At 71.7% G+C, this 14510-nt stretch carries 10 protein-coding genes; 4 read left to right on the top strand and 6 right to left on the bottom strand.

Annotated elements, in window-relative coordinates:
- Positions 1 to 10: 10 nt before the first annotated feature.
- The 5 genes from AB0F89_RS32915 to AB0F89_RS32895 form a co-directional block, all read right to left on the bottom strand.
- Positions 11 to 1054, bottom strand: a complete 1044-nt coding sequence (locus AB0F89_RS32915; protein WP_367129658.1) for a LacI family DNA-binding transcriptional regulator — start codon at positions 1052 to 1054, stop codon at positions 11 to 13.
- A gap of 405 nt (positions 1055 to 1459) precedes the next feature.
- Positions 1460 to 2488: an endo-1,4-beta-xylanase gene (locus AB0F89_RS32910; protein WP_367129656.1), complete on the bottom strand. Its 1029-nt coding sequence runs from the start codon at positions 2486 to 2488 to the stop codon at positions 1460 to 1462.
- 30 nt (positions 2489 to 2518) lie between these two features.
- Positions 2519 to 3337, bottom strand: a complete 819-nt coding sequence (locus AB0F89_RS32905; protein WP_367129654.1) for a carbohydrate ABC transporter permease — start codon at positions 3335 to 3337, stop codon at positions 2519 to 2521.
- A complete protein-coding gene (locus AB0F89_RS32900; protein ID WP_367129652.1) occupies positions 3334 to 4188 on the bottom strand; it encodes a carbohydrate ABC transporter permease in 855 nt (284 codons plus the stop codon). Before AB0F89_RS32900 ends, AB0F89_RS32905 begins: the two co-directional genes overlap by 4 nt.
- Positions 4188 to 5447 (bottom strand): extracellular solute-binding protein, encoded by a 1260-nt coding sequence (locus AB0F89_RS32895; protein WP_367129650.1) that lies wholly within the window; start codon positions 5445 to 5447, stop codon positions 4188 to 4190. The genes AB0F89_RS32900 and AB0F89_RS32895 overlap by 1 nt, the downstream gene beginning before the upstream one ends.
- Before the next feature lie 229 nt (positions 5448 to 5676).
- On the opposite strand from AB0F89_RS32895, the gene AB0F89_RS32890 reads away from it, so the two are divergent.
- The 3 genes from AB0F89_RS32890 to AB0F89_RS32880 are packed head-to-tail and all read left to right on the top strand — an operon-like array spanning position 5677 to position 11981.
- Positions 5677 to 6666, top strand: coding sequence for a LacI family DNA-binding transcriptional regulator (locus AB0F89_RS32890; protein ID WP_367129648.1), 990 nt, complete (start codon positions 5677 to 5679; stop codon positions 6664 to 6666).
- Positions 6660 to 8975, top strand: a complete 2316-nt coding sequence (locus tag AB0F89_RS32885; RefSeq protein WP_367129646.1) for a glycoside hydrolase family 3 N-terminal domain-containing protein — start codon at positions 6660 to 6662, stop codon at positions 8973 to 8975. The genes AB0F89_RS32890 and AB0F89_RS32885 overlap by 7 nt, the downstream gene beginning before the upstream one ends.
- Before the next feature lie 9 nt (positions 8976 to 8984).
- Entirely contained in the window at positions 8985 to 11981 is a 2997-nt protein-coding gene (locus tag AB0F89_RS32880) for a glycosyl hydrolase 115 family protein (protein ID WP_367129644.1), read from the top strand.
- Between the two features lie 53 nt (positions 11982 to 12034).
- Here AB0F89_RS32880 and AB0F89_RS32875 read toward each other — a convergent pair whose 3' ends face one another.
- Positions 12035 to 13003 (bottom strand): acetylxylan esterase, encoded by a 969-nt coding sequence (locus AB0F89_RS32875; RefSeq protein ID WP_367129642.1) that lies wholly within the window; start codon positions 13001 to 13003, stop codon positions 12035 to 12037.
- Positions 13004 to 13107: 104 nt separating this feature from the next.
- Here AB0F89_RS32875 and AB0F89_RS32870 point away from each other — a divergent pair, with 104 nt between their 5' ends.
- Positions 13108 to 14130, top strand: coding sequence for a LacI family DNA-binding transcriptional regulator (locus AB0F89_RS32870; protein ID WP_367129640.1), 1023 nt, complete (start codon positions 13108 to 13110; stop codon positions 14128 to 14130).
- Positions 14131 to 14510 lie beyond the last annotated feature (380 nt).

Raw genomic sequence — 14510 nt, 5'->3', positions numbered from 1 at the left:
AGGCGGCTCGTCAACGCGGCGCGGCGGTGCTCTGACGCACCACCAGCGTGGTGGCAAGCTCGATTCGGCGGTGTTCGGGCTCTTCACCACGTGCCAGCGTGATGGCGAGACGGGTGCCCGCCGCGGCCATGTCCTGCAGCGGCTGCCGGACCGTGGTCAGCGGCGGGCCCACCCACTGGGCGACCGGGAGGTCGTCGAAACCGATGACGCTGAGGTCTTCGGGGATGCGCAGACCGGCGGCGCGCGCTGCCTCGTACACGCCGAGGGCCTGGAGGTCGGAACCGGCGAACACGGCGGTGGGCGGGTCCGGCAGGTCGAGCAGCGGCGCGAACTGCGCGCGGCCGGACTCGACGTGGAAGTCGCCGTAGCGGACCAGGTCCGGGTCGAACGCGAGGCCGGCGGTCTCCAGCGCGGCGCGGTAGCCGTCCACGCGGGCGCGGCTGCACAGCACGCGCTCCGGACCGCCGATCATGGCGATGCGGCGGTGGCCCAGCTCGATGAGGTGGCGGGTGGCGGTCAGGCCGCCGTTCCAGTTGGTGGCCCCTATGGACGGGGTTTCCAGCTGGGGTTCGCCGATCGGGTCGACCACGACGACCGGGATGTCCCGCGCGCGCAGCTTCGCCAGCTGCGACGACGTGAGGTCGGAGAAGACGGAGATCACCGCGAGCGGCTTGCGGGCGATGACGCCTTCGAGCCAGCCGTGGCCGGGCGTGAGCCTGCCCTGCGACTCCGACAGCACCAGCGCCAGGCCCTGCTCGGCGGCGACCTGCTCGGCGCCCCGGATGATCTCCAGCGCCCAGGCGCTCTCCAACTCGTGGAACATCAGTTCCACCAGGTTGGACCGCCTCGACCGCTCGTCGGCGCGCCGCTGGTAGCCGTGCCTCCGGATGATCGCCTCGACCCGTTCCCGGGTGTGCGGAGCGACGTCCGCGCGACCGTTCATGACCTTCGAAACAGTCGGAACCGAGACCCCGGCCTCCGCCGCGATGGCGGCGATGGTGATCTTGCCCGAGGCTGTGCCATCCGAGGGTGACGGGTCGGCTTTGGTCGGCATGGGGGCAGTCTACGGCAGCCCCGCCCAGTTCCGGCTGCTAGACGCGGGGGAGCGTTGGTGGGTTGTTCGTCACTCGGAGTGTGCGTAACGGGGCCGAAACAATCGATATTCAGTTCGAAACTGTCGAATGTCCGGTTTCCGCCCACCTGGCCACACCAATCAGGTTACCGCAACGTAGGAGCGGCAAACCTGCCTCGCCGCCGTCCTGAACGTTGAACTCGGGGTCCCGGAACGTAGGACACGCGGGACCTGAACGTACGACTCTCGCGAGAGTCCTACGTTCGGGACGCGCGAGTCCTACGTTCGGGAGGGGTGAGTTGAACGTTCGGGAGGGTGGGGTGGGGGGGAGGGAGGGGGTGGGGGCTCGGGCCCGTGGGAGAGGTGGTGGGCCCGAGCCCGGTCGGGTCAGTCCCGGCGGATCGCGCCGCCGGACGAGAGGCCGTCGCGCAACGCCCGGTGGGCGGGCTTGGCGGCGAAGTTCTCGTCGAGGATGTTGGCCGTACCTTCACCCTCGAACCACCCGGGCACCCAGGAGTACCTGTCCGTGTACCCCCAGACCGTGAACGACAGGCAGCCCGGCGTCGCGAGGCACGCGTCCAGCAGCGCGCGGTACCCCTCCGCCTGGGCGGCCAGCTTGGCCGGGTCGGCGGGCACCACGACCCGCACGTCGGCCTCCGTCACCGCGGTGCGCAGCCCCAGGTCGGCGAACCGCCCCAGGTTCTCCCGCATCGACCGCGGCGGGCTCCCCGCCTTGAGGTGCCCCTGCACGCCGACCCCGTGGATCGGCACGCCCCGGCGCCTCAGCTCGCGCACCAGCTCGTGGACGCCGTCGCTCTTCGCGTTGACGTCCTCGACCTCGTAGTCGTTGTAGAACAGCAGCGCGTCCGGGTCGGCCTCGTGCGCCCACCGGAACGCGTCCGCGACGTACCCCGGCCCCAAGGCCCGCAGCCAGACGGTGTCGCGCAGCGACCCGTCCTCCTCCACCGCCTCGTTCACCACGTCCCACTGCCACACCGCGCCCCTGAAGCGCCGCACGGTCGTCTGCACGTGGTGTCGCAGCACGGCGCCCAGCTCGTCGGCGGGCACGTCCGCCAGCCAGGCCGGGTTCTGGTTGTGCCAGACCAGCGTGTGGCCGCGCACCCGCTGCCCGTTGGCCCGGGCGAACGCGACCAGCGCGTCCGCCGGACCCCAGTCGTACCGGTCGCGGGCGGGCGCCAGGGCGTCCCACTTCATCGCGTTCTCGGCGGTGACGTGGTCGAACTGCGCCGCGACCCGCTCCCGGTACTCCTGGTCACCGGCCAGCGCCCGCAGGTCCACCGCGGTGCCGAACGCGAGGTCGTGCCGGGCCGCGAGGTCCCGCAGCGTCGGCCCCGCTGCCGCCGCGGGTGCGGCGGCAGCGGTGTTCCCGGCCCGGTCGGGCCCGACTTCCCGCACGAGCGTCCCTCCTCGGGCCGGGTGGGTCGACTACTTGCCGAAACCGGCCGTGAGGCCGCTGAGCAGGAACCGCCGCCCGATCAGGTACACCACGAAGATCGGCAGCACGGACAGCGTCACGGCCGCGAGCAGCGCCGGCACGTTCGTGCCGAACTGGCCCTGGAAGTCCCACAACCCGAGGGTCAGCACCCGCGACGACTCCGACTGGGTGAGCACCAGCGGGAAGAGGAACCCGTTCCACGCGTTGAGCGCCGTGTAGACGACCACGGTCATGATCGCCGGCCGGGCCAGCGGCAGCACCAGCGACACCAGCACCCGCAACGGGCCCGCGCCGTCGATGGCCTGCGCCTCGTACAGCTCCTTCGGCACGTCGCGCAGGCTGTTGACCAGCACCAGCATCGCCACCGGCAGCGCGAACGCCGCCGTCGGCAGGATGATCGCGGTGAGCGTGTCGTACAGCTGCATCCGGGTGATCATCAGGTACACCGGGATGATCGTGGCCTGGGCGGGGATCGCCAGTCCCATCAGGATCAGGGTGAACCCGCGCTGCACGAACGGCCCGGTGTTGCGCACCACCGCGTAGGCGGCGGGCACGGTCACCAGCACCACGATCGCCACGGTCGCGACCGTCACGATCACGTTGTTCAGCAGGTACTGGCCGAACCCGCCGGTCAGCACGGTGACGTAGTTGTCGAACGTCAGCGCGTCCGGCAGCTCCCACACGCTCTTGCCGAGGTACTCGGAGCGCGTCCGCAGCGAGACCGTGACCAGGTAGAGCAGCGGTCCGACGACGATCGCCAGCCACACCAGGGCGAACAGCCCGGCGGGCCAGTTGGGACGAGACTTCACGACCCCTCCTGCTGGCTGCTCATCGAGCGGAACCCGCTCCAGCGCATGACCGCGAGCGACAGCGCGGTGCCGAGCACGACCAGCACGACCGCGATCGTGCTCGCGTAGCCCATCTCGAACCCGCTGAAGCCGGTGATGTACATGTGCAGCGGCAGGATGCGGGTCGCGGTGCCCGGTCCGCCGTTGGTCAGGATCAGCACGGTGTCGAACGTGGTCAGCGAGCCGACCAGCATCAGCACCGACGACGTGACCACCGTGTACCGCAGCTGCGGCAGCGTGATGTGCCGGAACTTGCTCACCCGCGAGGCCCCGTCGAGGGTCGCCGCCTCGTACAGCGACGGCGGCACCGCCCGCGCCGCGCCCTGGTAGAGCAGGGTGTGGAACGGGATGAACTGCCAGGAGATCACCAGCACCACCGTGTAGAGCGCGATGTCCGGGTCACCCAGGAACAGCGGCCCGCCGACGAACGCGCCGAAGTTCGGTTCGAGCAGCGCCTGCCACAACAACGCGATGGCGGCCGTGGACAGCAGCAGCGGCAGGAAGAAGATCGAGCTGAGCACCGCTCGGGACCGCTGCTTGCCGGCCGCCCAGACCCCGATCAGCAACGCGATCGGGGTCTGGACGAGCCACGACACGACCATCAGCAACAGGGTGCGCCACACCGAGGCGCGCGCCTCGCTGTCCTCGAGCAACCGGGACCAGTTCTCGCCCCCGTTGACCGCCGGGCTGCCCAGCCCGTCCCAAGCGGTGAAGCTCAGGTAGATCACGAGCAGCATGGGCAGCGCGGCGAACAGGGCGAAGAACGCGAACGCCGGCACGGCGTACCAGGCCGAAGGCCGCTGGGACGACATCAGCGCGCGGCCACCGCGTCGACGAACTGCTGCGGCGAGACCTTGCCCAGGAAGAACTCCTGGAGCTGGGTGAGCATGAACGTGGCGTCGTCCGCGGGCAGGTCCTGGTCCCAGGACAGCTGGAAGTTCTTCGAGTCCAGCACCAGCTCGTAGATGAACGACGCGTACTCCGGGTTCGGCGACTTCTTCAGCTTCTCCTCGGCGCCCACCACCGGCGGGACGTCACCGGCGGCGACCAGCGCCTCGATGTAGGAGTCCTTGTTCAGCTCGGTCGTGACGAACTTCTTCGCCGCGTCCAGGCTCTTCGAGTCGGTGGTCGCGGAGTAGAAGTTGCTCACGTTGCCGACCAGGTTGCCCGCGTCGCCCTTGCCACCGGAGATGGACGGGAACGCCACCCAGCCCAGGTCGCCGTTCTTGACGAAGTCGGGGCTCTGGTCCAGCTGGTTGGTGTACTCCCAGGAACCCATGAGGTGCATCGCGGCCTTGCCCTGCGCCAGGATGGTCGACGCGCCACCGGCGTCGTAGCCGACGGAGGCGAAGCTGGTGCCGAACGCGCCCCGGTCGATGAGGTCCTTGAGCTTGGTCATGGCCTCGACCACGGCCGGGTCCTTCCAGCCCGCGGGGCCGTTGTCCCGGATGTTCTTGAACACCTCGGGGCCCGCGACGCGGTCGAGCACGTACTCGGCCCACATCAGCTCGGTCCACGCCTGGGTGCCGGCCAGGGCGATCGGCGTGATGCCCTTCGCCTTGAACGTGTCCACCAGGGTGAGCAGTTCGTCCCAAGTGGTCGGCGGCTGCGCGCCCGCCTCGGTGAAGACCTTCTTGTTGAAGAACAGCAGCACCGGCTGCATGCCGCGCATCGGCACGCCGTAGTACTTGTCGCCGAGCTTCGCGCCGTCCAGCACGCTGGGGATGAACGCGTCCTTGACGGCCTTGTTCTCCTCCAGCACCGAGGTCAGGTCGGCGACCTTGCCGGCGTCGACGTACTCCTTCAGGTTGCCACCTCCCCAGTTGAAGAACAGGTCGGGGGCCTGGGGGGAGCCGATGGCCACCCGGAGCCGCTGCTTGTACGGGTCGTTGCCGAACGTCTCCAGCGAGGCGTTGCCGCCGCCCGCCTTGAACGAGTCGATCGACTGGTTCTCGATCTTGTTGAGCACCGGGTCCTCAAGCGCCCAGATCTTCAGCGCGCCCGTGTTGGTCTCGCCCGGACCGGACGTGCCACACGCGGACACCACTGCTGTCAAGGCCACGAGCCCCATCGCGATGAGGGGACGCACCCATGAACGGCGGGACATGCGACCGCCACCCTTCTGCCACGCTGCGGATTTGTTCGTGGCATCGAAACATTTCGAAACATCCACGACTTGCGCAGACCTTAGGCGGGTGTCCAAGCCGTGTCAAGGGTCACCATTCGGCGCGTCTAGGTGATGTTTTCGCACGTCAAGAGGTCACTCTTGTGTTTCGATCGAGTTTCGATACTATCGGCGCATGCGTCGAGCCACGTTGGCCACGATTGCCGCAGCAGCGGGGGTGTCCCTCCCGACGGTGTCCAAAGTCCTGAACGGGAAGGACGACGTCGGCGCGGAGACCAGGGCTCGGGTGCGGCAGTTGCTCGCCGAGTACGACTACGTGCCGGTGGGGTCCCGGAGGGCTTCGGGCCACCTGCTGGTCGACCTCGTGTTCACCGCCCTGGACAGCCCCTGGGCGGTGGAGATCATCCGTGGTGTCGTCGACACCGGACTGCACGTCGTGGTGTCGTCCACGGACAAACCCCGTCAGCACACGTCGTGGGCGGCGTCGCTGGTCGAGGCCAGGCGCGCGGGCGCGCTGCTGGTCACCTCCCAGCTGACCGCCGCCGACCGCCGGGTGCTGGCCAACTCCCGCATCCCCGTCGTGGTCATCGACCCCGTCGACCTGCCGCAGCCGAACGTGCCCAGCGTCGGCGCGACGAACTGGGCGGGCGGCCTGGCCGCCACCGAACACCTGCTGCGCCTCGGCCACCGCCGGGTCGGCGTCATCGGCGGACCGGCCGGGATGCTGTGCAGCCGCGCGCGCGTGGACGGCTACCGCGCCGCGCTCGACCGGGCGGGCATCGCGTTCACCCCCGAGCTGGTCAAGCACGGCGACTTCAAGCACGAGGGCGGGTTCCGCCGGGCAGCCGAGCTGCTGGCGCTGCCGGACCGGCCGACCGCGATCTTCGCGGGCAACGACGAGCAGGCTTTAGGCGTGATCGAGGCGGCCCGCGTCGTCGGGCTGTCCGTGCCGCAGGACCTGAGCGTGGTCGGGTTCGACGACCTGCCGGTCGCGGTGTGGTCCTCGCCCGCGCTCACCACCGTGCGCCAGCCGCTGACCGAGATGGGTCGCCACGCGGGCCGGATGCTCGCCGACCTGATCGCGGGTCGTCCCGTGGAGACCGAACGGGTGGAACTGGCCACCGAACTCGTCGTCCGATCGTCAACGAAGGAGCCGCCGTGCTGAACCCCTGGGCCGATCCCGGCAAGCCGACCGGAGAGCGCGTCGCCGCCCTGCTGGCCGAGCTGACCCTGGAGGAGAAGCTGGCCCAGCTGGTGGGCGTGTGGGTCGGCATCTCCGAGGGCGAGGAGGTCGCGCCCGCGCAGCACGAGTTCGCCGAGCCGCTGCCGCCGTGGGACGAGCTGACCAAGCCCGGCCTCGGCCAGCTGACCAGGGTGTTCGGCACCGGTCCGATCGACCCGCTGGTCGCCGCGAAGGTGCTGACCGAGACGCAGCGCAAGCTGGTGGCCAACACCCGGTTCGGCATCCCGGCGATGGCGCACGAGGAGTGCCTGGCCGGGTTCACCGCGTGGCAGGCCACCGTGTTCCCCATCCCGCTGGCGTGGGGCGCCTCGTTCGACCCGGGGACGGTCGAGCGGATGGCCCGCGAGGTCGGCCTGGTGATGCGCGACGTCGGCATCCACCAGGGCCTGTCCCCGGTGCTGGACGTGACCCGCGACCCGAGGTGGGGCCGCACCGAGGAGACCATCGGCGAGGACCCGTACCTCGTCGGCCTCGTCGGCGCCGCCTACACCAAGGGCCTGGAGTCCAGCGGCATCGTGGCCACGCTCAAGCACTTCGCGGGCTACTCCGCGTCGCGCGGCGGGCGCAACCACGCGCCGGTGCACATGGGACCGCGCGAGTTCGCCGACGTCGTGCTGCCGCCGTTCGAGATGGCGTTGCGCGAGGGCGGCGCCCGGTCGGTCATGCACTCCTACGCCGAGGTGGACGGCGTGCCGCCGGCCTCGGACGCGTCCCTGCTCACCGACCTGCTGCGGGACCAGTGGGGCTTCACCGGCGTGGTGGTCGCGGACTACTTCGGCGTGTCGTTCCTGGAGACCGCGCACGGCGTCGCGGGCTCGCCGGGCGAGGCCGCCGCGCTGGCGCTGGCCGCCGGCGTGGACGTGGAGCTGCCCAGCGTGCGCTGCTATGGCGAGCCGCTGGCCGAGCTGGTGCGGTCCGGCCAGGTCGACGAGGCGCTGGTGGACCGCGCGGTGACCCGCGTGCTGACCCAGAAGTGCGAGCTGGGCCTGCTGGACGAGGGCTGGCAGCCGGAGTCGGCCGCGGTGCTGCGCGGCGAGCCGGTCGACCTGGACCCGCCCGCGCTGCGCGACCTGGCCCGCACCATGGCCGAGCGGTCCGTGGTGCTGCTGGACAACGCCTCCGGCGTGCTGCCGCTGACGGCGGCGGCGGGCGCGGGCAAGCTCGCCGTGGTCGGCCCGTGCGCGGACGACCTGCTGGCGCTGATGGGCTGCTACGCGTTCCCGAACCACGTCGGCGTGCAGCACCCGGACGTGCCGCTCGGCGTGGACATGGACACGATGGTGCAAGCCGTGCGCAAGGAGTTCCCCGGCGCGACGGTCACCGGCGCCAAGGGCTGCGAGGTCGACGGCGACGACCGCTCCGGCATCGAGGAGGCGGTCGCCGCCGCCCGCGACGCCGACGTGGTGTTCGCCGTCCTCGGCGACCGGGCCGGGCTGTTCGGCCGCGGCACGTCCGGCGAGGGCTGCGACGCCGAGGACCTGTCGCTGCCCGGCGTGCAGGGCGAGCTGCTGGACGCGCTGCTGGAGCTGGACGTGCCGGTGGTGCTGGTGCTGCTGGCCGGCCGCCCGTACGCGCTGGGCTCCTACGAGCCCGCCGCGGTCGTGCAGGCGTTCTTCCCCGGTGAAGAGGGCGCGGGCGCGGTCGCCGGCGTGCTCAGCGGGCGCGTCAACCCGTCCGGCAAGCTGCCGGTGCAGGTGCCGCGCGGCTCCGGCGGCCAACCGACCACCTACCTGCACCCGCAGCTCGGCGGTCCCGGCGGGGTCAGCTCGGTCGACCCGTCGCCCGCCTACCCGTTCGGGCACGGCCTGTCGTACACCTCGTTCGAGCTGGCCGATTTCGCCGCGGGCGAGGAGTTCCCGTCCGACGGCGAGGTCGAGGTGTCCTGCCTGGTGCGCAACACCGGCGAGCGGGCGGGCGCCGAGGTCGTGCAGCTCTACCTGCACGACCCGGTGGCCAGCGTGACCCGGCCGGTGCGCCAGCTCGTCGGCTTCGCGCGGGTCGAGCTGGAGCCGGGCCAGGCCACCGAGGTCTCGTTCCGGCTGCACGCCGACCGCACCTCGTTCACCGGCCGCGACGGCAGGCGCGTGGTGGAGACCGGCGACGTCGTGCTGCAGCTCGGCTGCTCCAGCACCGACATCCGCTGGGAGCGGTCGGTCCGGCTCACCGGCGAGACCCGCGTGGTCGGCTACGACCGCGTCCTGGTGACCCCCGTGACCACCACGTCGCGTTGAGGTGACCCGATGACCTCGGCGCCCCCGCAGCCGCCACCGGCGCTCCGCGCGCCGGTGGCGCGGGCCACGACCCCGGACGGCCCGTCACGGGTCGACGGGTACGTGGTCGACGCCGCGGGACCGGGGCGCTTCCCCCTGGTGTCCCGGGGTCGGGCCGCGACCCTGGTGGTCAGCGACGCCGACCACCCCGGCGTGCGGCGGGTCGTCGGCGACCTGCGCGACGACCTGGAGCGGGTCACCGGCGTGCGGCCCGAGGTCTCCCCGACCGCGCGCGGTGACGTGGTGGTCGTGGGCACGGTCGGCCGCAGCCCGCTGATCGACGCCATGGTGGAGCGCGGCGCGCTCGACGTGTCGTCCGTCGAGGGCAGGTGGGAGACCTCGCTCCAGCAGGTCGTGCACCACCCGCTGCCGGGCGTGGAGCGGGCGTTCGTCATCGCGGGCAGCGACCAGCGCGGTGCGATCTTCGGCGCGTACGACGTGTCGCGGGAGATCGGCGTGTCGCCGTGGCACTGGTGGGCCGACGTCCCCCCGGCCCACCGCGCCGAGCTGCACGTCCTGCCGGGCAGGCACGGCCAGGGCACGCCCGCGGTGAAGTACCGCGGCTTCTTCGTCAACGACGAGAACCCGGCCCTGGGCGCCTGGGCACCCCGGTATTTCGGCGAAGGCCGCGCGCCCGGTCACCCGGACGGGTTCAACCGTCACTTCTACGCCAGGGTCTTCGAGACCCTGCTCCGGCTCAAGGCCAACTACCTGTGGCCCGCCGTGTGGGGCCGGGCGTTCGCCGAGGACGACCCGCTCAACCACGCGACCGCGCAGGAGTACGGCGTCGTCGTGGGCACCTCGCACGAGGGCCCGATGATGCGCGGCATCGAGGAGTGGAACCGGCACGCCGAAGCGGGCGTCGGCGACCCGTACGGCGGCAACGGCGAGTGGAGCTTCCGGCGCAACCGCGAGGCCGTCGAGCGGTACTGGGTCGACGGGGTCCGGCGGATGAAGGACGAGGGCTTCGAGGGCGTGGTGACCCTCGGGATGCGCGGCAACGGCGACGTCGGCCTGCCCGACGGCGACGGCATCGAGCTGATGCGCGACATCCTCGCCTCACAACGGGAAATCCTGGCGAGGGAAGGACTGTCGGGCGTCCCGCAGGTGCAGACCCTCTACAAGGAGGTCCAGCGCTACTGGGACCAGGGGCTGCGCCCGCCCGCCGACGTGACGGTCGTGTTCTGCGACGACAACTGGGGCAACCTGCGCAAGCTGCCCGCGCCGGACCTCGAACCGCGCCCCGGCGGTTACGGCCTCTACTACCACTTCGACTACGTCGGCGGCGGGCGCAGCTACAAGTGGGTCGACACCAGCCCGCTGCCGAACGTGTGGGACCAGCTGCACCAGTCCTACGAGTACGGCGTCGACCGGCTCTGGGTCGTCAACGCGGGCGACGTGAAGGGCAACGAGCTGCCGCTGCAGTTCTTCCTCGACTACGCGTGGGACCCGCGGCGGTGGCCGGTCGAGCGGCTGGGGGAGTGGGAGGAGCGCTTCGCGGCGCAGAACTTCGGCCCGGCCGCCGCCGGTGGGATCGCCGCGGTGCTGCACGAGTACGGCGCCCTCCAGTCCGTGCGCAAGCCGGAACTGCTCAACCGCCGGGCGGTGGTCGGCGACGGCCTCGACGTGGTGAACGACGACCGGTCGTCGCCGTTCAGCCTGACCGACTACCGGGAGATCGAGCGCGTCACCGAGCGGTGGCGACTCCTGGCGGACGAGGCCGAGCGGATCCGCGGCGCCCTGCCGCCGTCCACGCAGGACGCCTACTTCCAGCTGGTGCACTACCCCGTGAAGGCGACGGCGAACCTGTACGCGTTGCGGCTGGCGGAGTTCACGAACCTGCACCACGCGGCGCAGGGCCGGGCGTCGGCGAACGGGTTGGCGGACGCCACCGACGCGCGGTTCGCCGACGACCGGGCGTTGTCGGCGCACTACGACGCGGTGGCGGGCGGGAAGTGGCGCGGCTTCCAGAGCCAGCCGAAGATCGGTTACGGCGACGTCGCCCGGTACGGGGAGATCGCGCGCTGGCAGCAGCCGGAGCGGGACCACCGGGCCCTGCCGGACGAGGTCTTCCCGCCGGTCGAGCGGGTCGAGCTGCCGCACGTGGCCGAGCTGGGCGTGGCGATCGACGGCTCCGACCAGTGGTGGCCCGCCTCGGCGACGCCGGCGGTGCTGCCCGCGTTCAGCCCGTGGCAGTCGCAGCCGGGGCAGTACGTCGAGGTGTTCAACCGGGGCGCGATCCCGTTCGAGTACCGGATTTCCACCGGTGTTCCGTGGCTGCGCGTCGACCGGCCACAGGGGACGGTGCACGCGCAGGTCCGCGCGCACCTGGACGTCGACTGGTCCCGTGCGCCGGAAGGCCGGACCACCGTCCCGATCACCGTGACCGGTGCGGGTGTGGTGGTGACCGTGGCGGCGGTGGTCGAGAACGACCTCGTCGGGGCGCGCGGATTCGTGGAGGCCAACGGTTACGTCTCCGTGGACGCGGCCGACGCCACCCGGGTCGTGGACGGCGACGGCGTGCGGTGGGTGGTCATCCCGGATTTCGGCGTGGAGGCGTTCCCGGTGACCGCGCCGAGCCGCGAGCCGTCCGGGCCGCGGTTGGAGTACGACCTGACCGTCCGGGCCGACGGGCCGGTCACGGTGTGGGCCCACCTCGCGCCGCGCAACCCGGTGCTGACCGGGCCGGGGCTGCGGTACGCGGTGTCGTTCGACGACCAGCCGCCGCAGGTCGTGGACATCACCGCGGCGACCGGCGCGGACGACACCGCGATGAACCCGCAGTGGGAGCGCAACACGTCGGACAACGTCAACCGGACCGCCACCGGGCACCACCTCGGCGCGGGCGCGCACACGCTCAAGCTGTGGCTGGTCGACCCGATCGTGGTGGTGCGCAAGCTGGTCGTGGACACGGGGGGTCTCAGGTCGAGCTACCTGGGTCCCCCGCGGAGCCGCCGGGTCCACTGACCGGGCTGGGGCGTGAGGGGACTATGGCGGTGGTCCCCTCACGCCCCGCCTTCCTACAGGTGGGCGCGCAGGTGGCGGAGCTTGCGCTCGTCGTGCACCCGCGGCGTGGTGTGACCGCTGAACGGGAACACCGCCATCTCCTTCGGCGCGGTGATCTCGTTGTAGGCGGCGTACACGGTGGACGGTGGGCACACCTCGTCCATCAGGCCGACGCTCAGCAGCGACGTGGCGGTGATCCGCTTGGCCAGCAACGCGCCGTCGACGTACCGCAGCGTGTCCAGGGCGGCCGGGATCAGGTCGACGTGCTGGGCCAGGAACTTGGCGATCTCCCCGTACGGCTCCGCGTCGGTGATGGTGATGGCCCGCTGGAAGTCGCACAGGAACGGCACGTCGGCGTGGCACACCTTGACCGCGTCGCCGTTCAGCGCGGCGGCGGCCAGCGCCAGCCCGCCGCCCTGGCTGCCGCCGGACACCGCGAGCCGCGTCGCGTCCACGCCGTCCAGCGAGGCGGCCACCTCGACGGCCCGCGCCGCGTCGACCATCAGCCGCGTGACGTAGTACGTCTCGGGGCTGGCGATGCCCCGCGTCATCACGCCGGGGTGCTCGGGTCCCGCGAGGCCGGAGTCCGGCGTGGCGCCGAGCGTCCAGCGCCCGCCCTGGCCGCGGGTGTCCATGACGAACACCGCGTACCCGACGGAGGGCAGCAGCGCGTGCTCCGACGGCAGGCCGCGCCCGCCGCCGTAACCGATGTAGCAGACCACGGTCGGCAGCGGCTCGGCGCCGGAGCCGGCCGGGCGGATGTGCCAGCCGCGCACCCGGTCGCCGCCGTAGCCGGAGAACTCGACGTCCCAGACCGCGAGCGGGCCGTAGGCGTCGGCCGCGTAGGGCGTGAGCACCGGGGGGAGGGCGGCGGCGCGGGCGTCTTCGAGGCGGGTCTTCCACCACAGGTCGAGGTTGTCGGGCTCGGCGGTCTCGGTGCGGTACACCGCCAATTCCCGCTCGGAGAGGTCGAACCAGGGCACGGTGGTCCCCTTTCCCGTGTTCCGTTAAGCGCTTAATTACCCTACCGGGCGAAGTGGTCCGGACAGCGGTCTAGACTCGTTGATCACCGACCGAGGAGGCGCGGGTGGTAGCCAAGCGTCCGACCATCTCGGACATCGCCAAGGCCGCGGGGGTGTCCACCGGCGCGGTGTCGTACGCGCTGAACAACCGGCCGGGCGTCTCCGAGCCGACGCGCCGCCGGATCATGGACATCGCCGACCGCCTCGGCTGGGTGCCCAGCAGCGCCGCCCGCTCGTTGAGCGACGGTCGGGCGAACGCGATCGGGCTGGTCGTGGACCGGCCGGCCAGGGTGATCGGCGTCGAGCCGTACTTCATGCAGCTGATCTCCGGCATCCAGGGCGCGCTGGCGGGTGGGCCGACGTCGTTGCTGCTCCAGGTCACCGACAACTCGGCGGCCGAGCTGGCGGCGTACCGGCGGTGGTGGGGCGAGCGGCGGGTGGACGGCGTGCTGCTGGTCGACCTGGTGCAGAACGACCCGCGGGTCGAGCTGGTGCAGGAGCTGCGGCTGCCGGCCGTGGTGCTGGGCGAGCCCGTGGTGCCGGACCTGCCGTGCGTGTGGACCGACGACGAACTGGCCGTCGAAGAGGTGCTGGAGTACCTGGTCGCGCTCGGTCACCGGCGGATCGTGCGGGTGGCGGGGCCGACGAAGTTCGTGCACACGCAGACGCGGTCGCGCGCGTTCACCGCAGCCGCCGCCCGGCTCGGCCTGTCCGAGGCCCGCGTCGTGCACGCCGACTACTCCGACGAGGCCGCGGCCCGCGTCACCCGGCGCGTGCTGACCAGCGGCGCCCCGCCGACGGCGCTCGTGTTCGACAACGACGTCATGGCGGTGTCGGCGCTGGGCGTCGCCCACGAGCTCGGCCTGACCGTGCCCGACCGGCTGTCCCTGGTCGCGTGGGACGACTCGGCCCTGTGCCGCCTGGTCCGCCCGGCCCTGTCCGCGGTCCGCCGCCCGATCGCCGAACGCGGCGCCGCCGCCGTCCGCCTGCTGCTGGACGTGATCAACGGCGGCCCGGCCGAACAGGTCAAGACCTCCGACCCGGAACTGGTCCCCCGCTCCAGCACCGCCCACCCCCCACCCCCTTAACCCCGAGAGTCCAACCCCCAGCTCTCGAGAGTCCAACACTCAGCTCCCGAGTGTCCTACGTTCAGCACGCGCGTGTCCTACGTTCGCGACCCCCGTGTCCCACGTTCAGGCGCGCACGCCGTGTTGCCGCAAAACCCCAGGTCGCACGTTCTGAGCGTTGAATTCACCGGTCCTGAACGTAGGACTCTCGGGGCGTGGGAGTAGGACTCGCGCGGGGTGGGGGGTTGGCGGGGGAGCGGTGGCGTAGGAGACTGTGCGGGCGGCGCGGCTGGGAGCGGTCCCAGGCGCGTCTCCGAGGTGTGCCGCCACGCCTGTGGGGCGCCGTTTCCGCCCAAGATGACACCGTTGACACTTAAGCGGTTAATTGCTTTGGTGTGGAG

The organism is Saccharothrix sp. HUAS TT1 (assembly GCF_040744945.1).
Lineage (GTDB): Bacteria > Actinomycetota > Actinomycetes > Mycobacteriales > Pseudonocardiaceae > Actinosynnema.
This window is presented reverse-complemented; position numbering and strand designations above follow the sequence as displayed.